17 protein-coding genes are annotated in these 18544 nt (G+C 71.4%); 7 read left to right on the forward strand and 10 right to left on the reverse strand.

What is annotated here, in order from left to right; all coding sequences use genetic code 11:
- Positions 1 to 75: 75 nt before the first annotated feature.
- Positions 76 to 1869: a trypsin-like serine peptidase gene (locus AC3IYI_RS42645; RefSeq protein ID WP_489412338.1), complete on the reverse strand. Its 1794-nt coding sequence runs from the start codon at positions 1867 to 1869 to the stop codon at positions 76 to 78.
- A 209-nt stretch (positions 1870 to 2078) separates the two neighbouring features.
- Positions 2079 to 2723 carry a GNAT family N-acetyltransferase gene (locus tag AC3IYI_RS42650; RefSeq protein WP_489412339.1) on the reverse strand — a complete coding sequence of 215 codons (645 nt, stop codon included), beginning with the start codon at positions 2721 to 2723 and terminating at the stop codon, positions 2079 to 2081.
- Between the two features lie 161 nt (positions 2724 to 2884).
- Between AC3IYI_RS42650 and AC3IYI_RS42655 the strand changes: the two genes are divergently transcribed.
- Positions 2885 to 3685 carry an alpha/beta fold hydrolase gene (locus AC3IYI_RS42655; protein WP_489412340.1) on the forward strand — a complete coding sequence of 267 codons (801 nt, stop codon included), beginning with the start codon at positions 2885 to 2887 and terminating at the stop codon, positions 3683 to 3685.
- 32 nt (positions 3686 to 3717) lie between these two features.
- Here the strand turns inward: AC3IYI_RS42655 and AC3IYI_RS42660 are convergent, their stop codons facing one another.
- The 5 genes from AC3IYI_RS42660 to AC3IYI_RS42680 all read right to left on the reverse strand — a co-directional run bounded on the left by AC3IYI_RS42660 (position 3718) and on the right by AC3IYI_RS42680 (position 8169).
- A complete protein-coding gene (locus AC3IYI_RS42660) occupies positions 3718 to 4506 on the reverse strand; it encodes an MBL fold metallo-hydrolase (RefSeq protein ID WP_489412341.1) in 789 nt (262 codons plus the stop codon).
- Positions 4507 to 4535: 29 nt separating this feature from the next.
- Complete coding sequence (locus AC3IYI_RS42665) at positions 4536 to 4985, reverse strand: DUF2871 domain-containing protein (RefSeq protein ID WP_489412342.1); 450 nt, start codon at positions 4983 to 4985, stop codon at positions 4536 to 4538.
- A 159-nt stretch (positions 4986 to 5144) separates the two neighbouring features.
- Positions 5145 to 5525, reverse strand: a complete 381-nt coding sequence (locus AC3IYI_RS42670) for a DUF6009 family protein (protein WP_489412343.1) — start codon at positions 5523 to 5525, stop codon at positions 5145 to 5147.
- Complete coding sequence (locus AC3IYI_RS42675) at positions 5522 to 7072, reverse strand: DNA primase family protein (protein WP_489412344.1); 1551 nt, start codon at positions 7070 to 7072, stop codon at positions 5522 to 5524. Before AC3IYI_RS42675 ends, AC3IYI_RS42670 begins: the two co-directional genes overlap by 4 nt.
- A complete protein-coding gene (locus AC3IYI_RS42680) occupies positions 7069 to 8169 on the reverse strand; it encodes a bifunctional DNA primase/polymerase (RefSeq protein WP_489412345.1) in 1101 nt (366 codons plus the stop codon). The genes AC3IYI_RS42675 and AC3IYI_RS42680 overlap by 4 nt, the downstream gene beginning before the upstream one ends.
- A 620-nt stretch (positions 8170 to 8789) precedes the next feature.
- On the opposite strand from AC3IYI_RS42680, the gene AC3IYI_RS42685 reads away from it, so the two are divergent.
- The gene (locus tag AC3IYI_RS42685; RefSeq protein ID WP_489412346.1) at positions 8790 to 10301 is read left to right on the forward strand and encodes an FAD-dependent monooxygenase; all 1512 of its coding nucleotides are present in this window, start codon (positions 8790 to 8792) and stop codon (positions 10299 to 10301) included.
- Positions 10302 to 10389: 88 nt separating this feature from the next.
- On the opposite strand, the gene AC3IYI_RS42690 is transcribed toward AC3IYI_RS42685, so the two are convergent.
- Positions 10390 to 11061: a ScbR family autoregulator-binding transcription factor gene (locus AC3IYI_RS42690; RefSeq protein ID WP_489412347.1), complete on the reverse strand. Its 672-nt coding sequence runs from the start codon at positions 11059 to 11061 to the stop codon at positions 10390 to 10392.
- A 93-nt stretch (positions 11062 to 11154) separates the two neighbouring features.
- Here AC3IYI_RS42690 and AC3IYI_RS42695 point away from each other — a divergent pair, with 93 nt between their 5' ends.
- The gene (locus AC3IYI_RS42695; protein ID WP_489412348.1) at positions 11155 to 12084 is read left to right on the forward strand and encodes an NAD(P)H-binding protein; all 930 of its coding nucleotides are present in this window, start codon (positions 11155 to 11157) and stop codon (positions 12082 to 12084) included.
- Here the strand turns inward: AC3IYI_RS42695 and AC3IYI_RS42700 are convergent.
- Complete coding sequence (locus AC3IYI_RS42700; protein ID WP_489412349.1) at positions 12027 to 13034, reverse strand: ScbA/BarX family gamma-butyrolactone biosynthesis protein; 1008 nt, start codon at positions 13032 to 13034, stop codon at positions 12027 to 12029. The two genes, AC3IYI_RS42695 and AC3IYI_RS42700, sit on opposite strands and share 58 nt — an antisense overlap.
- Positions 13035 to 13506: 472 nt before the next feature.
- On the opposite strand from AC3IYI_RS42700, the gene AC3IYI_RS42705 reads away from it, so the two are divergent.
- The 4 genes from AC3IYI_RS42705 (at position 13507) to AC3IYI_RS42720 (ending at position 17387) form a co-directional block, all read left to right on the forward strand.
- Complete coding sequence (locus AC3IYI_RS42705; protein ID WP_489412350.1) at positions 13507 to 13710, forward strand: acyl-CoA carboxylase subunit epsilon; 204 nt, start codon at positions 13507 to 13509, stop codon at positions 13708 to 13710.
- 127 nt (positions 13711 to 13837) lie between these two features.
- On the forward strand, positions 13838 to 15430 hold the full coding sequence (locus AC3IYI_RS42710; protein WP_489412351.1) for an acyl-CoA carboxylase subunit beta: 1593 nt from the start codon (positions 13838 to 13840) through the stop codon (positions 15428 to 15430).
- 11 nt (positions 15431 to 15441) lie between these two features.
- On the forward strand, positions 15442 to 16062 hold the full coding sequence (locus AC3IYI_RS42715; RefSeq protein WP_489412352.1) for a ScbR family autoregulator-binding transcription factor: 621 nt from the start codon (positions 15442 to 15444) through the stop codon (positions 16060 to 16062).
- Positions 16063 to 16532: 470 nt separating this feature from the next.
- Positions 16533 to 17387, forward strand: coding sequence for an AfsR/SARP family transcriptional regulator (locus AC3IYI_RS42720; RefSeq protein WP_489412353.1), 855 nt, complete (start codon positions 16533 to 16535; stop codon positions 17385 to 17387).
- A gap of 115 nt (positions 17388 to 17502) precedes the next feature.
- Here the strand turns inward: AC3IYI_RS42720 and AC3IYI_RS42725 are convergent, their stop codons facing one another.
- Positions 17503 to 18468, reverse strand: a complete 966-nt coding sequence (locus AC3IYI_RS42725) for an AfsR/SARP family transcriptional regulator (protein ID WP_489412354.1) — start codon at positions 18466 to 18468, stop codon at positions 17503 to 17505.
- Between the last annotated feature and the right edge of the window lie 76 nt (positions 18469 to 18544).

Below are 18544 nucleotides of genomic sequence, written 5' to 3' on the forward strand. Positions count from 1 at the left end.
CAGGCCGCTCTTCCCCCACAAGCGGCCTGCGGGTGCACGTCCTTGTCCGGCCCGCGTCCGGCCCGCGCCTACGGGTCAGCCCCTCGGCGGGACGAGCATGCGCTCCGTGGTGAGGCCGGCCGTGCGGGTGTTCTCGTACAGGGTGGTCTCGCCGTCGCTCCAGCGGACGACGAGGTCGTCGGTGAGGCCGTCGCCGGTGTAGCGGCCGGCGGTCATGAGGACGCTGTGGGTCCAGGTGCCGTCCGGACCGTGGAGGCGGCGCTCGCTGCCGAGCCCACGGGTGGTGATGCCCTGGTGGCTGCCGAGCGCGCCGTTGGACCAGCGGACCATCAGGTCCCACTTCCGGTTGCCGGAGAACTGCCCGGCGGCGAGCAGGGCGGCGCCCTTCCAAGCGGGGCCGGGGGCCTTGAGCCGGTGCTCCCGGCCGAAGGTGCCGGCGCCCACGGCGGTGTGGAGGGTGAGTTCGCCGTCGGACCAGCGGACCACGAGGTCGGTGACGTAGGTGGAGGCGTTGAAGCGCCCGGCAGTGATCTGGGCGGCGTGCTTCCAGACGGATCCGGCGGGGGCCATCTCGGTGACGCGGCCCAGGCCGTGGGAGCCGACGTCGCCGTGCAGGGTCGTCCGGCCGTCCCTCCGGCGGATCAACAGGTCGAACTGGTCCGACCCGGTGAAGTCGCCCGCGGTGATGGTGGCGACGTCCTTCCAGCCCGCGTTCGGTGCCATGAGCCGGCGCTCCGGGAGGAAGCCGCCCCGGCCGTCACCCGGGAAGAGGGTCACCTCCCCGTCCGTCCACACCACGAGCAGGCTGCTGCGGCCGCTGCCGGTGAAGTCGCCGGAGGCCATGGCCTTGGCATGGGTCCACAGCTCCCCGGAGCCGGGCAGCGGGGGGCCGTCCGCGGAACCCGGGTAGGGCGGGCGGGAGAGGGCGCCGGGGTCGCGGCCGGAGTCGGCGTCCTCGTACAGCTCCCGGGCCTCCTTGCCGTACACGGGCGCGTACGTCACCCAGGAGTCGTTGCCGCCGCCGTGGTAGCCGCCGGTGTTGCCGATGACCTTGCCGGTGCGGCGCGCAGCGTCGTAGTCCTTGATCCAGGGGCCGCCGGACACCCCGCCGTAGAAGCCCTTGCACACCATCCGCAGCTGCCGGAAGCCCCGTAGCCGCGTGGTGGGCACATCGCACCGGACGGCCTCGTGCCCCTTGTTCACGCGGGAGGCGGACGGATAGCCGACGACGGTCACCTTGTGCTCGTACGTGCCGACCGGCGTGAAGGTCAGCGCCCCGGTGACGTTCTCGACGCGTCCCTTCGCGTTCGGCTCGACCAGGACGAAGGCGAGGTCCAGGTCGGACACGGCGGCCCTGCCGTGCACCCGGTAGCGGGGGTCCGTGTAGACGCCCCCGGCCCTGACCGGGAAGATGCCGAACGGCTGGGCGGCGGCGGTCTTTCCATGGCGGTAGCGCGGTACGAAGACGGCGCGGTTCGCCGACTGTCGCATGCCGACGGCGCAGTGCCCCGCGGTGAGCACCATGCCCTTGCCCGCGCTGCGCACGACGCTGCCGGTGCAGGAGGTGTCCGCCGTGCCGATCCCGGCCTGCCGGTAGAAGAAGGTTCCCACCATCGGCATGCCGTCGAAGTGGATGCCGGTCGGAATGCCGGAGGGCGCGCGGGCACCGGCCACGGCACGGCTCCGGGCGGCGTCGACGGGCACGGCCGCGGCCATGCGTTCGGCCGTCCAGTACTGCTCCGCGGAGCGGAGCCCGGCAAAGGGCCCCGGGGGCGGGGCGGCCGCGGCGGTCCCGGGAGCGGCGCCCGGTACGGCCGCCAGCACGCAGGCGGCGGCGACGGCGCAGACGGTGAACCATCCGGATCCCAAAGAACCTGCCCGCCTTCTGCGTGAGGTGACCCCGCGGAGCGCCGAGCCGGCCGGCGCGACCGCCGACGGACAAGAACGAGATCACACGAGCGCACCGATGAGCCTCCTGCCCGCGTTCGCCGCGCCGCCGCCGCTCCCGATTCCCCCGATGGGCAGCGCCCGCGACGCCGGGACGGGACCGGCGCCCCGGCTGACTCCGTCGCCGTCGGCTACGCCGAGGGCCGGCCGCCCGGCAAACGGCCGCCGGCGATCCGCTCCTGGAGACGCTTGCGGCAGTCGGGCCACTCCGCCGCGATGACCGAGTGGATCGCGGAGTCGCGGAGCAGGCCGTCCTCGCCCGGTGCCCATGACGGGGACCAGTTGCGGAGCACGCCCTCGAAGCGTGCGCCGACCCCTTCGATCGCGGCGCGGGAGCGGCCGTTGCGGGCGTCCGTCTTCAGGTCGAGCCGGGCCACCTCCCAGGTCTCGAACGCGTGCCGGAACAGCAGGTACTTGGCCTCGGTGTTCAGCCCCGAACCCTGGGCCGAAGCCGCGAGCCAGGTGAAGCCGACCTCGATCGCCTGCAGCCCCTCCCCGGCCGGCCGCGGCCGCGGGTTCCAGTAGGCGGTGACCCCGACCGCCCGCCCCGATGCCCGCTCCACCTGCGCGTACGGGGCCAGTGTCCGCGCGGAGCGACGGGCGAGCTGGGTGTCGATGTACGCCCCGACCCGGTCCGCGGTGGGCACCCACGTGTGCCCGTAGGAGCTGCGGTCCTCTTCGGCCGCCACGGCCAGATCCGCCGTGTGGCGGTGCTCGAGCGGCTCCAGCCGTACGAGCGAGCCGTCCAGGACCGGGCCGTCGAGTGTGAAGGTCATGACCGCAGCGTTCCAGAGCGGTCCCGCCGTGTCGCGCGAATTCGGCGGCACCGGGGCAGAGATCTATACGGGCGTATTGAACAAACGTATTAGACGGTTGTATGGTTCTTGGCGGGGGGTCACACCGGCACCCGTATCCGCACCGCTCAGGGGGAACCACCGTGACGAACACCGCCGCCCAGCCCACCCGTGCCACCCTGACCATCGACGGACGCGCCCTGTCCTACCTGGACTTCGGCGGCGCCGGCCGCCCCCTGCTCGCGCTGCACGGCCACCTCTCCGAGGGCTCCTCCTTCGCGGGCCTGGCCGCCGCCCTCGGCCCCGAGTGGCGGGTGATCGCGCCCGACCAGCGCGGCCACGGAGACTCCGACCGCGCCGCCGAGTACACCCGCGCGGGCTACCTCGCCGACCTGGTCGCCCTCCTCGCCCACCTCGGAATCGGCCGGACCGTCGTCCTCGGCCACTCCCTCGGCGGGATCAACGGCTACCACCTGGCCGCCGAACACCCGCAGCTGGTCTTGGCCCTCGTCGACGTCGACGCCCCCGCCGAGCTCCCCGACCACGGCACCAGCCCGCTGGGCTTCGTACGGAACTTCCCCTACACGGCCGCCACCCGCGAGGAACTCCTCGCAGCCTGCGGACCCCTCGCCCCCGCCCTCGCCCCGGCGCTGCGCCCGCTGCCCGGCGGATCGGGCTGGCGGCTGCCGTTCCACCCCCAGGACACCATCGACTCCGAGCACCTCGTCCACGGAGACCACTGGAAGCAGTGGCTCGCGACCGACTGCCCCGCGCTGCTGGTCCACGGCCTGCGCAGCCAGGTCGTGTCCGCCGCACTGGCACTCGACATGACCACCCGGCGCCCCGGGACGGTGTCCCGCGCCCTGGACACCGATCACTTCGTGCAGACGGGCGACCCGGACGGCTTCGCGGCCGCCGTCCGGGAGTTCCTCGCCGGGCTCTGACGCACGCCCCGCTCCCGTCCCGGAGCCGCGGGTCAGAGGACGAAGCTGCCGCCGGCCTCGAGAACCACCAGACGCTGCGCCGCGCCCGCCTTCTCGAAGGCGGCGCTGACCTCGTCCTGCCCCTCCGTGAAGTGCTGCCAGCCGTCCTGGTGCACGGCGAGCACCTTGCGGGCGCCCAGCAGCTCCGCCACCTCCACCGCCTGCTCGGAGGTGAGCGAGAGCAGCGTCGGGCCGAACGGGGCGAGCTGCGCCGCGCCCACGTGCAGCACCGCCAGGTCGACGCCGGCCCCGCCGAGGCGCTCCGCGAGGGCCCGCACCGGCTCCAGGGAGACGTTGTCGCCGCTGACGTACACCGTCGGCAGGCCCTCACCGCTGAGCAGGAAGCCGGTGACGGCGCCGAGCATCTGCTCGGTCCCGGCCGGACCATGCTGCGCCGGGACCGCGGTGACCACGAGCCGGCCGCCGCCCGGGCGCTCCAGTACGTGCTCGGCCCACGGCGCCAGCCCCGTACCGCCGACGCGCTCGGCGGACTGCTCGGTGGTGAGGACCAGCGCGACGTCCTTGAGGAAGGCGCGCCCGGCCGTGTCGAGGTTGTCGGGGTGCTGGTCGTGCGACAGCAGAACGGCCGTGACCGTGCCCAGCCGGCCGGTGGTGAGCGCCGGTCCGGCCAGCTTGTGCAGGGAGACCGGGCCCAATTCGTAGGAGGAACCGGCGGTGTCGAAGGTCGGGTCCGTCACGAACCGCAGCCCGCCCAGGTCGATGACCACGGTGGGTCCGCCCACCGGGGTGACGGCGAGCCGGTCGGCGGTGTGCTCTGTCATGGCTCTGCTCCTTGAAGGTGGTTCTCGAGTCAGACCGGGCTCTTCTCCGGCTCGGGCTGCTCGGGCCGGGCGCCGTCATGCTCCTTGACCCGCTTGCCGAGCAGCACGAAGAACAGCACGAGCCCCACCGTGAGAGTGATGTGTCCCGACCCGCCCACCAGGGAGAAGAGTTCGGGGACCTCGTTGCCGAGCACGGTCTGGGTGCCCCGGTAGGTCATGCTGAAGACGGTGATCGAGAGGCCCGCGTTGTAGATCCAGAAGAAGCGGTTGAACTGCTTGGTCCCGGACAGCCCGAACACCTTGTCGAGGCCGAGGATGATGAGAAAGACCAGCATGCCCAGCACGAGCAGGTGCGTGTGGACGACCGCGAGCTGGGTGTCGTCCTCGAACTTCTGGCTGGAGGTCAACTCGCGGTAGTACAACCCCGAGCTGACTCCGATGATCATGTAAATATACGCTGCAATGTACGACTTCCGCATCCCCGTGCCCGCTCCCTGATGGTCCAATGGCTCCCCTGCCGGTGGCCATTGAAGCACCTTGCGTATGGAGCCGAAACGGTGGGTTCAGCCTTCGAAGTAGCCTGAATCGACGGGGGGTTGGCGTCGGCGGCGGTGCAGGAGCCCGCTACGGGGGGAAGCTCACCGGGTGGCGGACGACGACATCGGCCCGCCCTCGGACCGCTCGGTCTTGTGCCCCTTGCCGCCCGGCGCCAGCGTCCGCGCGTCCACGGCCTCCGCCGGCGCCCCCGTCGCGTACAGCCCGTCCGGGGCGGTGTCGCGGTCGTGCGGCAGCAGCCAGAACACCCGCCGGCGAAACGTCCCCGAGGAGCGGGACGGCTTGGCCCCCGGCCCCAGCAGCGCGTAACCGACCATCCGGCCGTCGCGGTGGTACGCGGGCCTGCCGCGCCGGGTCGGCAGCCGGTCCAGGCTCTGTCGGACGTAGTCGAGCCGGCTGATGTCCTCGAGCCAGACGAAGTCCACTTCGTGGACGATCTCGTCCTCGGCGATGAGAGCGCTCATGCTGTCTCCTCGTCCGCGAGCAGGCCGATGCCCGGGTAGTACTTGCGCTGGTTCGACAGGATCATTTCCTTGGGCGACGCCAGCCCCACCACCTCACGGACGCGTGCCGCGAAGGCCCGGGAAGAGATCGCCGGGGCTCCCTCATGCTGACACCAGCCCCTGTAGGCCGCGTAGAGCAGCGCCTGCTCCGCCCGCAGGGTCGGCTCGAACCGGCAGGTCTCGCCGATGAAGCGCCCGGTGTGGTCCTCGGTCTCGGCGTACGCCGTGGTCGCGATGCGGACCCGCTCGGGGCCCGAGAGGTCCTTCTCGCCGCCGAGGTAGCGACGGGCGCCTTCGATCAGCCAGTTGAGGATTCCCGAGCCCTCATGGGTCACCAGGATGTCCGCCAGGTTGTCGATCTTCCGCTCGTCGGAGACGACCCGCTCGAACGGGATCAGCCGCATGCGCCGCCAGAACGCGAAGCCGCCGGTGCCCACTTCGGGCCGGTGGTTGCCCAGCAGCCACAGCTTGTGCGTCGGCTCGAAGCTGAAGAAGTCCTGACGCATCCGGCGGGCCTTGATGCGGTCGCCGCCCGTGAGCAGCTTGACGCGGGCCTCGTCGAAACGGTCGCCCGGCTTGACCTCGCTGCACACGATGACCCGGCGCCCGTGCAATTCGGCGAGGTCGGTCGGGTGGCCCTCGTACGGCCGCGCCATCAGGAACCCGGGGGGCGCCGCGTCGGCGTAGTCGCCGAGCAGCTTCATCAGTACGTCCAGCAGTACGGACTTGCCGTTCTTGCCGGAGCCGAAGAGGAACGGCATCACCTGCGCGCCGACGTCCCCGGTGACGGAGTAGCCGAGCAGCAGCTGCAGGAAGTCGATCATCTGCGCGCCCTCCGGCCCCTCGCCGAAGGTGTCGGTCAGGAAGCGGTTCCAGCGCGGCGTGGGCATCGGCTGCGGCGCGGCAGACGTGGAGCGGGAGTGGAAGTCCGTCGCGGGCTCGGCGGGGCGGATATGACCGGTGCGCAGGTCGACGACGCCCGCCGGCGTGCACAGCGCGTACGGGTCGGCGTCCAGCAGCGCCGCGTTGAGCACCATGCCCGGGGCGGACTTCGCCTGCGTGAGCATCGCGTTCATCCCGCTGGTGCTGAGCGCGCGGCGGCGGTGCTGCGCGAGCGAGACCGGGGTGTACACCCCCTGGGGGTCGGTGGTGGCGATGCTTTCCGCCAGGTCGCCCGCCGCCCATACGACGGTGTCGTCCTCGTCGATCTGCCAGCGGGTGCCGTCCCAGCGGTACCAGCCGATGCCGGGGACGTGCCGGTAGTCGTTGCGGTAGAGCTTGACGAACAGTTTGGCGTTGCCGCGGTCGGTGAGCGTGTCGGGCAGCAGTCCTTGCGCCGTGGCCTCACCGTCGGAGCGCGCGGCACCGCCGGCGCCCGCGTCCCCCGCCTCCCCGGACTTCGCCTGCTCCCCGTACTCCCGGGCGGCCGGGACGGGCTGCGCGAGGATCTGCGCGGCGACCGCCTGGACGTCGAAGCCGGAAAACGTGCTCTCGTCGTCCACTCTCATACGCGGCCTCCGGGGGACAGCGGGCGCGACCGACCCGCGTGCAGACCACCACGGATGATGGCGCGGCAGCGGCCCTCCTGCCCGGGACGGGCGTGCTCGGCCGCTTCCCGCAGGGCCCGCGTGGCAGCGGCCTCGGTCACGTGCCCCGCGGCGACCAGTCCGCCCGCGGTGTACGCGGCCCGGTTCAACTTCTCGGAGAAGGCCGCCCCTTCGGGCACCGCCGCGCACGCGGCGACCTCGGCCAGCACTCCCGCCAGGACCCGCTCCGAGACACCACGGCCACCGCCCGCAGCGATGACCGCCTGCCGGGCGCGCGGCGGTACGGGCCGGGGCCCCGCGGCGGCGCGAGCGGGCGCGGCGGGCAGGTGCCCGGTGCGCTCCAGCTCCCGGGCGAGCCAGGACGGCAGGGGGGCGGGTTCACGGGCGGGTCCCACGGGCCGGTAGACGCCCGCGCGGGTCACGGTCCCGGGAGCCACGATGTACCCGCCGCAGGCGCGTACATCGACCTGCCAGGCGAGGGCGCGGGTCCCGCCCGAGCCGGTGGAGCACTGCCAGCGGCGGCCGTCGTCGTCCCGGTACCAGACGTGCAGGCCCCCGGACGGTGTGCGCACGCGCAGGGTCGAGGAGTCGTCCGCCGGGCTGGCGACGCCGCGCAGGGCGGCCAGCACGCCCAGGGTGTGGAATCCGTTGGCCAGTCCGGTCAGGTCGATCCCCGCGGAGATCGCGACGCCGGGCAGCAAACGGTCCCGGCCGGGCAGCTCCCGCTCGTGCGCATCGATGTCGATGACGACCAGGCCCGCGGGGCCGCAGGCCACGCCGACGCCGGGCCGGGGGCGCGTACCCCACCACTGGCGGATCCGGTCGAAGTCCAGCGTGGCCGCGTGGAACCCATGGCACCAACGGCCCGCCCGCAGACAGTCGCACGCTCCCCGGTCGTGTCCGGGCGCACGGCACGCTTCGCAGTTGCCCACGGGTGTCTTGCGGCCCGGGGCGAGAGGATGAACCGGCCAGCCCTGGCGCGCACACCACTGGGCGACCGCCGCAGCACTCGTGAACTGCCCTGGGTCGCTGCGCGAAACCCGCAGCTCAGCTGCCATTACTTCCCCCGTCAGCGACTGAAGCGACTCACGCCCAAAATCACATTAGCGAAACTCTCCTGGGTCGAGAGACATATGAGTCGGAACAGGTGTACGTATTTACCCGGAACTCCAGCGACTGAGCGACTCACCGCGCAGCGACCCGGGATCGTTCGGTCGCTGCTGAAGGCGCTCATGAAATCCCAGGTCAAAGGCGCGCACACAGAAAAACAGCGACTGAAGCGACTCAAGGTCCCCATATATGACGCACACACGCGCACACGCGCACGCGCCAATGTCTCCATATACCCGGACCTTGAGTCGCTTCAGTCGCTGTCAGGCCCATGACACCGATCTGACCTGGGGTTCTTCTCTTTCGCGCCCAGCGACTCAGCGGTCGCTCAGTCGCTGCGCTTCAGCTTTTTCCCGCTCGAGCCCCACTGTCCCCGGCTTTGAGCGGGAAACGAGCAACGACTCATCGCCGAAGGGGGCGCCGCCCCCCGCCGCCCGGATGTGGGATTCCGTTTCCGTGGGTGTGGCCACCCCGGCTACATCTGTCCTCCTTGGAGCCCTAGAAGAAAACAGCTTAGCCGGTATATTTTCGCTTCGTCCGGTGGCAGGGGGGCGAAGGGGGTACCGCTGTGCGGGAGTTGAGTGCGGTGCGGGCGCAGGTCGTGGTGGTCGGGGGAGGGCCCGTCGGACTGCTGGTCGCGGCCGAGCTGGCCGCGTACGGGGTTGACACGGTGCTCTTGGAGGCGCGGGACCAGGTGTCCGAGCGGCCCAAGGCGACCACGCTGCACGCCCGGGCGGTGCAGTGTCTGGCACGGCGGGGATACCTGCCCGGTGGCAGGGCCCCCTACACGGGGCCCCCGGCGGGTCGGCCCTTTCACTTCGGCGGGCTGCCGGGGCTGGTCATCACGGCTCCGGAGAACGAGCCGGAGCCGATCCTCAAGTGTCCGCAGGCGGAGCTGGAGAGGCTGTTCGAGCAGCGGGCCGGAGCGGCCGGGGCGCGGATCCTGCGCGGGTACCGGGTGACGGAGGTCCGCCAGGAGGCCGACGGCGTCCGGGTCGAGGCCGAAGGGCCGCAAGGGCCCGCCGTGTTCGTGGCTCCGTACGCGGTGGGGGCCGACGGAGCGCGCGGTACCGTCCGGGAACAGGCGGGCATCGCCTGCGACACCCGTCCGGCGTCGGTGTCCGGGCTGATGGGCGCCGTCAGGCTCGAGGGCCCGTACGCGCCGGCCGACGGCTGGCACCGCACCCCGCGCGGCTGGATCGTGGCCAAGCGGGAACCGGAGGGCCGTACGCACATCCGGACGCTCAATTGCACCGGTGCCCACGGGGACCGGCAGCTGGCGCCCACCCTGGAGGAGCTGCGCCGCGAGGCGTCCTGGATCTCCGGGCACGACATCGCGATGCGGGACCCGCTCTGGCTCAGCCGGTTCAGCGACTTCACGCGGCTGGCACGGACCTTCCGCGCGGGTGGCGTCTTCCTGGTGGGGGACGCGGCGCACATGCACTTCGCGATCGGCGGGCAGAGCCTGAGCACCGGGGTGCTGGACGCGCTGAACCTGGGCTGGAAGCTGGCGCTCACGGTGCTCGGGGCGGCGGGTCGGGACCTGCTGGACACCTACGACGCGGAGCGCCGGCCGGTCGCCGGCCGGGTCATCGAGAACACCCGGGCGCAGCTCGCGCTGATGCGGCCGGGACCCGAGTCCGACGCGCTGCGCGGATTGTTCACCGGGCTGCTGGCCTCGGAGGACGGCCAGGGGGGTCATGGGCACCTCGGCGCCATGGTCAGCGGCCAGGACACCGTGCTGCCGCCCCTCACCGGGTCTCCGGCACCTGCCGCAGGAACGTTTCTGCGGAACATTGCGATCACCACCGAAACGGGTGAGAGCGATGTGATCGAGCTGCTGCGAACGGGCCGGCCGCAGCTGCTGCTCTTCGGCGAGGAGGGCCGCGGCTACTGGGACCAGGCGCGGGAGTGGGAGGGGACCGTGCGGGTGGTCAGCGCCCTGCCCACGCCCGAAGTGCCGTACGAGGCGCTGCTGCTGCGGCCCGACGGTTACATCGGCTGGGCGCCGGGCGGCGAGGACCTGGGCGTCGCGCTGTCGGCGTACTTCGCCGCGGGAGCCCGCGTGGGGGCTCCGTGACGGGGACACGGGCGCGGCGGGAGGCGTCCGCGGGTCCGCCACGCCATGTCCCGTCCCGGCCCGTCCCGTCCCGGCCCGTCCCGGCCGTTCAGACTGCGGCTTCGGCGACTTCCCGCTCCTCGGCCAGCTTCAGGGCCTCGGCGTACACCGCGGCTCCCCGGCCCTCCGAGAGGTCCAGCGAGGCGAGGACGGGGGACACCACCGCGCTCGGCAGCAGGTGGCGCAGCAGCGCGCACACCCTCGTCGGCAGGTCGGCGTAGTTGCAGACGGCCTGGGACATCGACTGGACACCGGCGAACGAGGAAACGATCACCTCCGCGGTCTCGCCCGGAACCACGTGGGGCAGCAACTCGCCCTGGGCCCGGCCCTTCTCGAGCAGCGCCTGGCCGACCTCGGCCCAGCGCAGGAACGGGCCGCTGCGGTCGAGACCGTTCGCCTGCTGGTCCATGGTCAGCCGTACGCCCGCGCGCACCATGGGATCGGTCTGCAGGCGGTACGCCTGCAGCATCACCACGTCCGAGATCTCCTGCACCTTCGAGGCGCGGTCGGGGACGACGATCCGCTGGTCCTGCTCGGCGAGCACGCCCTGGGCCAGGTCTTCCTTCGACTGGAAGTGGAAGTACAGGGCCCCCTTGGTGACTCCGGCCGCGGACAGGATCTGGGCGATCGTGGCCGCCTGGAACCCATGTTCCTCAAAGATCTTGGCTGCCGACGAAAGGATCGCCTGGCGTGTGCGGATGGCGCGTACCTGCTCAACCACGGTGCCCTCCTTCCTCCTCGGTCGACGGGGCGCGGAACCCATAAGAGACCGCCCGGTTTGTATCTTACAGCGGGTGAACAGGGAGGGAAGATCATGATCCTGGTCACAGGAGCGACGGGGACGATCGGGCGGGAGGTGGTCCGCCTGCTGCCGGCCCATCTGGCGGTCCGCATCCTGGCCAGAGACCCGGCGGCCGTCACCGGTGGATCCGCGACGGCCGAGACCGTTCAGGGGGACTATGCGGACCCGCGGTCGCTGATGCGCGCGCTGAGCGGGGTGCGGGCCGCCTTCCTGGTGACGAACCGGATCGCGGACGACGACGCGCGCTTCTTACGGGCCGCGCGTTCGGCCGGGGTGCGCCACGTCGTGAAACTGTCCGCCGCCGGGGTCACCGACGACGGGGCCGAGGATCTGATCACCCGGTGGCAGCGCGGCAACGAGGAGCTCTGGCGCGGGTCCGGGCTGGAGTGGACCCTGCTGCGGCCCCGCCTGTTCATGTCCAATGCCCTCTCCTGGGCGGGGCACGTCCGTTCACACGGCGCGGTGCGAGCGCTCTACGGGGCGTCGGCCAACGCCTGCGTCGATCCCCGCGACGTCGCCCAAGTGGCGGTACGGGCGCTCACCGGGGACCGGGAGGGGTACGCCGGGACGGCCCTCACCCTGACCGGGCCGGAGCCGCTCACGGCGGTCCGGCAGACGGTCCAGCTCGCCGAACTGCTGGGCCGTCCGCTGCGCTTCGAGGAACTCGGCCCCAGGCAGGCGCGCACGGTGCTGGAAGAGCGCTATCCGCGGGAGGTCGTCGACGCGCTCCTGGAGCGGGCCGAGCGGCAGCGCGAGGGCGCCAAGAGCGAGGTGGACGGAACCCTTCCCGCCCTGCTCGGCCGGCCGGCCGGTTCCTTCCGGGTGTGGGCCAGGCATCATCTGAGCGCTTTCCGGGCCTTGGCGGAGCCGGTTTCCGCAACCGGTCAGAGCCCGTGCGAGCCCGCCGTCACGGTGGCGGAGAAGGCGGGCTCGCCGTCTTGACGGGCGGTCACCAGGACCGTCTCCTCGCCGGCGGCGGGGGAGGCCGCGTCGTCGAGCAGACGCGCCTCGATCATGCAGGGCCGGTCGAGCTCGACGTACCGGGTGAACCGGGTCGCGACGGCGAGGGGGAGGTAGGAGGACCGGCCCAGCACGGCGGCCGTGGCCTGGCGGGCGGCCTCGATCAGCACGGTGCCGGGTATGTGGTCGACCGGGTGCTCGAAGAGCACGGGGTGGCGGGTGTCCACGCGCAGTTGCCAGCAGGCCTCCTCGCCGGTGGGGGAGAGCACGACGTCCATGGGTGACATGCGCCCCACACTCTGCGGTGCCGCCGGGCTGATGAGGGGCAGCTGGTGCCAGTCCCCGCCGGCCGTGTGGTCGCCGCGGACCCGTCTGTAGACCGCGGGCGCCAGACAGGAGTAGGAGCCGGCGCCCGTCGCGACGACGTTTCCGTCGCGGTGGAAGACCGCCTCGAAGCGGAGCCCCGACAGCTTCCCGCCGCGTCGGTTGATCTCGGTGCACGTGACGTCGATGCTGAGCGCCGCGGGTGCGTAGCCCACCAGGAGGTGCTCCGGGCGTACGGTGACGTCGAGGTCCCAGACGATGAACTGGTGGCCCATGGGCACACCGAACTCGGCATGGCCCAGCAGGATGCCGATCTGACGGACCGTCTCGCAGGCGATGAGCGGGTCGTGGTATCCGTCCGCCACCGGGGTGAAGAAGCTATGGCCGCGCGGCCACTGCGCGGCGATGCGGAAGTGGGTGTCGTCCACCCGTGCCCAGTCGGTGAGCAGAACCTCGGCGACCGCCGACCGGTGTACTAATTCCTTGGGAACGGTGCTGGTCAGGGTGATGGCGCCGGCGACGCGGCCTGTGACGGTGGTAACCGCTGCGGCCTCCATCGTTCTGGTGCCGAAGGTTGGGCGCTCCATTTGAGGCGTGCTCGAAGACATGGCTCCCCCTGGACTGCTGGAGTTGTGCTCGGATTGGCCTTGTGGCCCGGAAGATACTTACCAACCGGTTTAATCTCTAGTGGTTCTGAGGTGCTCCCGACAAAAATTGACGGAGGCATTTACTCCGATTCGCCTGTTCGCCCTGGTGAGGTGCCGTCCTCCCCATTCCGGCAACCTCCTGCCCCCCGATGCCCGACCTGGCCCGCTTGAGCAGGATCCGAGCCGTTCTCGAGCGACGCCGACGAGGGCGCCCGCATCCGGGGTCCGCTTCTGGTCGGCTGCGTGAGAAAACCGCACAGACGGTTTGGCAAATCGTCGCGCTTCCACGGGACCGGACGGCCCGCATCAGCGAGGCCCTGGCCGGGAGGCCGGCACTCGCGGCATCACACCCGGACCTGAGCCCGTCTCGAGCGGGATGAGATCGGCCCTTGAGCCGCGTGTCCGACGGTGACCGGAGACCTGAGGAGGGGCAATGGTCGAGTCGGACACCGGGAAGCTCGAACTGCGGATCGAGCGCGGGTCGGTCAGCGAGGAAGAGCTGGCCGCGCTCACCGTCGTGTTGTGCTCGGTACTGGCGCAGCGGGACGAGGTGGGCGGGGAGGAGTTGCCCGAGGTCCCGCCGTGGCGACCCGAGCGGTCCAGTGCGGCCTATCGCTCTCCTTATCACTGGCGGTAGCGCCAGCGAGGCAGCATCAATCCATGGCTGATCTTGTGTGCCCGCCATGCTCCCGTCATACAAACCGCAAGAGCGGTTTGTTACGGTGAGGGTCGTCGATCGGGCCGCACCCTGGGAGGGACGTGTCGTGACCGTTGTGAATGACATTCCTCGGGCCTCTGCGGAGACGGCGGACGCTTACGGGCGTGTGGCCGAACTGCAGGCGGTCCGTGCGCAGGCGCTCGCCGGGCCGAGCGAAAGAGCGACCGAGGCGCAGCACGCCAAGGGCAAGCTCACCGCCCGTGAGCGCATCGCGCTGCTGCTCGACGAGGGCTCGTTCAACGAGGTGGAGCAGCTGCGCCGGCACCGGGCGACCGGTTTCGGACTGGAGGACAAACGCCCCTACACCGACGGTGTCATCACCGGCTGGGGCAGGGTCGAGGGCCGTACGGTCTTCGTCTACGCGCACGACTTCCGGATCTTCGGCGGCGCGCTGGGCGAGGCCCACGCGACGAAGATCCACAAGATCATGGACATGGCCATTGCGGCCGGTGCCCCGCTGGTCTCCCTGAACGACGGTGCGGGTGCCCGTATCCAGGAGGGCGTCTCGGCGCTGGCCGGTTACGGCGGCATCTTCCAGCGCAACACCAAGGCCTCGGGCGTCATCCCGCAGATCTCGGTGATGCTGGGCCCCTGCGCCGGCGGTGCGGCCTACTCTCCGGCGCTGACGGACTTCGTGTTCATGGTCCGCGAGACCTCGCAGATGTTCATCACCGGCCCGGACGTGGTCCGCGCGGTGACCGGCGAGGAGATCACCCAGAACGGCCTCGGCGGCGCCGACGTGCACGCCAGCACTTCGGGCGTGGCGCACTTCGCGTACGACGACGAGGAGACCTGCATCTCCGAGGTCCGCTACCTGCTCTCCATGCTTCCGCAGAACAACCGCGAGTACCCGCCGTGCGTGCCGTGCACGGATCCCCAGACCCGGCGCACCGAGGTGCTGCTGGACCTGGTTCCGGCCGATGGCAACCGCCCGTACGACATGGCCAAGGTGATCGAGGAGCTCGTCGACGACGGCGATTACCTGGAGGTCCACGAGCGCTGGGCGCGCAACATCATCTGCGCCCTGGGGCGGCTGGGCGGCCAGGTGGTCGCCCTGGTGGCCAACCAGCCGCAGTCGCTGGCCGGTGTGCTCGACATCGAGGCCTCGGAGAAGGCCGCGCGGTTCGTCCAGATGTGCGACGCCTTCAACATCCCGATCATCACCCTCCTGGACGTCCCCGGCTTCCTGCCGGGCGTCGACCAGGAGCACGGCGGGATCATCCGCCACGGCGCGAAGCTGCTGTACGCGTACTGCAACGCGACCGTGCCGCGGATCTCGCTGATCCTGCGCAAGGCCTACGGCGGCGCGTACATCGTCATGGACTCCCAGTCCATCGGCGCCGACCTGACCTACGCGTGGCCCACCAACGAGATCGCGGTGATGGGCGCCGAGGGCGCCGCCAACGTCATCTTCCGCAGGCAGATCGCCGAGGCCGAGGACCCCGAGGCGATGCGCGAGCGCATGGTCAAGGAGTACAAGGCCGAGCTCATGCACCCGTACTACGCGGCCGAGCGAGGCCTCGTCGACGACGTCATCGACCCGGCCCAGACCCGCGAGGTCCTCATCAACTCGCTGGGGATGCTCCGCAGCAAACACGCAGACCTGCCCTCCCGCAAGCACGGTAATCCCCCGCAGTAACGGAGCACTCGATGGCCAAACAAGAACGAGCGGTGCGGACGCGGGAGAGCCTGATCGGTTCCGCGGCCGAGATCTTCGACCGAGAGGGCTTCGCGGTGGCGTCGCTCGCCATGATCAGCACGCAGGCCGGAGTGAGCAGCGGAGCGCTGCACTTCCACTTCGCCAGCAAGGCGGCCCTGGCCGACGCCGTGGAGAACGCCGCGCTGGACCGGTTGCGGATCATCGCAGGGGCGGCGTCCCGGGAGGGGGCGAGCCGGCTCCAGTACCTGGTCGATGTGACCCACGGGCTCGCCCTGGGGCTGCGCGGGGACGTGGTGCTGCGGGCGGGGTTCGGGCTGTGCGGCAACCCGGCCCGCGTGACGCCGGGCGAGCTGCGCGAGCAGTGGCGGCGCTGGGTCGAGGAGGCCGTGACGGAGGCCGAGAAGGCGGGAGAGCTGCGGCCGGGGGTGGTGCCGGAGAGCGCCGTGACCGCGGTGGTGGCCGCGACCGTGGGCTTCGAGGTGCTCGGCTCCCGGGAGGAGGTCTGGCTCGCGCCGCATACGATCGCCCGGTTCTGGGAGCTGCTGCTGCCGACCCTGGCGGCAGGGGACCACCTCGCGACGTTGGAACCGGAAGGATCATCAGGCGAATAGGACAGACCAGCCGGTCTGTTTCTGTCGGCTGGGTGAAATCTCGTCCCCCGGCTGCCCATGCCTCGCGTTTCAGCAGGTGGGGGCCGGTGAGGGCAGGTGTGACAGGTGGCCTTGGCTCTTCGCGAAGACGCGAGGAGCCGGGGCCGCCTGTGTGTGGTGCCCGGAGAGATTTCCGGCCATGTCGCCGTGACCCTCTTTCGTCGGTGTTCGGGTGGATCGATGCGCCGCCTCGCTTGGGAACAGCGGAGATTGGGCGCCCGGATGGCGCGGCTGGGGTGGCTATGGAGCCAAAGAGTGGCTGGAAACAGACGATCGGACCCTCCAGGTGACTGGCTGGGATTGACAAACCGACTGCGCTGTTTTGTTATCAAGGGGTCCGGTTGGCTGTGCACCCGGGCCCCGGCAGCGGAAAACGCGGGAAAAAAACGCGCAGGCCGCGAACCGGCCTCCAGGCGACATTTGGGGAGAACGTGGACATCGAAGTGCTGGGTGCGCTGTCCGTTCATGAGAACGGGGTGTCGATCACGCCGACGGCACCCAAGCCGCGGCAGGTCCTGTCCCTGCTCGCGCTCCACGCCGACCAGGTGGTCCCCGTGGCCACGCTGATCGAGGAGTTGTGGGAAAAGTCCCCGCCGCGCAGTGCGCGCACCACGTTGCAGACGTACGTCCTGCAACTGCGCGAGCTCATCGGCGTGGCACTGGCCTACGGCGAGAACGAGCGCTGCTCCCCGAAGGACATTCTGGCCACCCTCCCCGGCGGCTACCGGCTGGAGACCCGGGGCGGGAGCGTCGACTACCGGGAGTTCGAGCGCAGGGCCGGTGCCGGCTACCGGGCGATGGACGCCGACGACTACCAGGGTGCCGCGCGCCGGCTGGCGGACGCGCTCTCGCTGTGGACCGGTCCCGCGCTCACCGACGTCCAGGCCGGGAGCCGGATCGAGACGGAGGTCAGGCGCCTGGAGGAGCTGCGCCTGTGCGCGCTCGACCAGCGCATCGAGGCGGATCTGCGCCTGGGCCGCCACCGCGAGCTGCTGTCGGAGCTGACCGTCCTGGTCAAGCAGTACAGCCTGCACGAGAGCCTGCACGGTCAGTTCATGCTGGCGCTGCACCGCTCCGGCCGACGCGGCGAGGCGCTCAACGTCTACCAGCGGCTGCGCACCATGCTCGTCTCCGAGCTGGGCCTCGAGCCGTCGGCCGCGTTGAGCAGGCTGCAGCGCTCCATCCTGATGGCGCACCCCGAGAGCGCGGCCCCGCCCAAGACGGCCCTCCCGGTGACCGCGCCGGCGGGACCCGGCGGCGGGCGGCTGGTAGCGCGGACGACCTGACCGCCCGGGCCTCGCGGCAGCCGGCGGCATGACCACTGAAGCCCTTCTCCCCGGCCCTCGAACGAGGGCCGGGGGAAGGGCTTCAGTGCTGTGTACGGGGCCTCGAGGACGGCCGTCAGCGGCTCGCAGCGCGGTCCATGGCCAGCTGCTCGAAGCGGTCGGTCAGTTCCCGCTGCTGCCGGCTCAGGACCTCGACCTGGTGGCGCAGCCGGGCCACCTCGGCGCGCAGCGGGTGCAGGCCCGCCTCGCCCTGCGCCTCTCCCGTTTCCCGGGGTGCCGGGTCCTGCCGGTGGCGGATCGACTCCATGCGGCCGCGCAGTACGGGCCCCGGCTCCACTCCGAGGTCGTGCACGAGCCGGCTGCGCGCCCGGTCGTAGACGCCCAGGGCCTCGGCCTGACGACCGCACTGGTACAGCGCGGTCATCAGCAGCTCGTAGAACCGTTCGCGCAGCGGGTGAGAAGCCGTCAGCTCCGTCAGCTCGCCGGCGACCTCCCCGGCCCGGCCGGCCCGCAGACAGGCGTCGTACAGCGTCTCCAGGGTGATCAGCCGGCTCTCCTCCAGCAGCGATGCCTCGGTCGAGCAGATGGTGCCGCGGCCCGCTCCCTCCAGCGCGGGGCCGCGCCACAGCGCCAGCGCCTCGCGCAGGACCCCGGCCGAACGGGCCGGGTCGGTGGCGGCCAGCGAGCGGCCCTGGGCCATGAGGCGGTGGAAGCGCTGGGCGTCGGTGCCGGCCCCGCCCAGGCGCAGTACGTAGCCCGGCGGGCGGGTCACGAGCCACTCGTGGTGGCCCTGGCCGGAGCCGGAGCCGGAGCCGGAGCCGGAACCGGAACCGGGCGCGAGTGCGGGTGCGGGCAGCAGCAGCCGGCGCAGCCGGGCGACATGGGTCTGGAGGGCATTGGCGGCGTTGGCGGGCGGATGTTCGCCCCACAATTCGTCGACGAGCCGGTCCGCGGAAACGACCTGGCCGGCCTTCACGACGAGCGTGCCCAAAAGGGCACGCTGCTTGGCGCCGGCCGGTGTGATCCGGATATCGGCGCGCTCGTCGAAGACCTGGACGGGGCCCAGGATTCGAAACTCCATCTCATCCTCGCACGGCGAGAGTCGGCTAGTACGCGACCGCAGATCCGTGCTCGGCATTCACTCGGAAATGGCCACG

The organism is Streptomyces sp. GL_148, assembly GCF_057834205.1.

Coding starts and splice junctions, on each gene's coding strand:
- AC3IYI_RS42650 (WP_489412339.1), bottom strand. CDS start 2,723: ATGACCTTCACACTCGACGGCCCGGTCCTGGACGGCTCGCTCGTACGG.
- AC3IYI_RS42660 (WP_489412341.1), bottom strand. CDS start 4,506: ATGACAGAGCACACCGCCGACCGGCTCGCCGTCACCCCGGTGGGCGGA.
- AC3IYI_RS42665 (WP_489412342.1), bottom strand. CDS start 4,985: ATGCGGAAGTCGTACATTGCAGCGTATATTTACATGATCATCGGAGTC.
- AC3IYI_RS42670 (WP_489412343.1), bottom strand. CDS start 5,525: ATGAGCGCTCTCATCGCCGAGGACGAGATCGTCCACGAAGTGGACTTC.
- AC3IYI_RS42675 (WP_489412344.1), bottom strand. CDS start 7,072: ATGAGAGTGGACGACGAGAGCACGTTTTCCGGCTTCGACGTCCAGGCG.
- AC3IYI_RS42680 (WP_489412345.1), bottom strand. CDS start 8,169: ATGGCAGCTGAGCTGCGGGTTTCGCGCAGCGACCCAGGGCAGTTCACG.
- AC3IYI_RS42695 (WP_489412348.1), top strand. CDS start 11,155: ATGATCCTGGTCACAGGAGCGACGGGGACGATCGGGCGGGAGGTGGTC.
- AC3IYI_RS42700 (WP_489412349.1), bottom strand. CDS start 13,034: ATGTCTTCGAGCACGCCTCAAATGGAGCGCCCAACCTTCGGCACCAGA.
- AC3IYI_RS42705 (WP_489412350.1), top strand. CDS start 13,507: ATGGTCGAGTCGGACACCGGGAAGCTCGAACTGCGGATCGAGCGCGGG.
- AC3IYI_RS42715 (WP_489412352.1), top strand. CDS start 15,442: ATGGCCAAACAAGAACGAGCGGTGCGGACGCGGGAGAGCCTGATCGGT.
- AC3IYI_RS42725 (WP_489412354.1), bottom strand. CDS start 18,468: ATGGAGTTTCGAATCCTGGGCCCCGTCCAGGTCTTCGACGAGCGCGCC.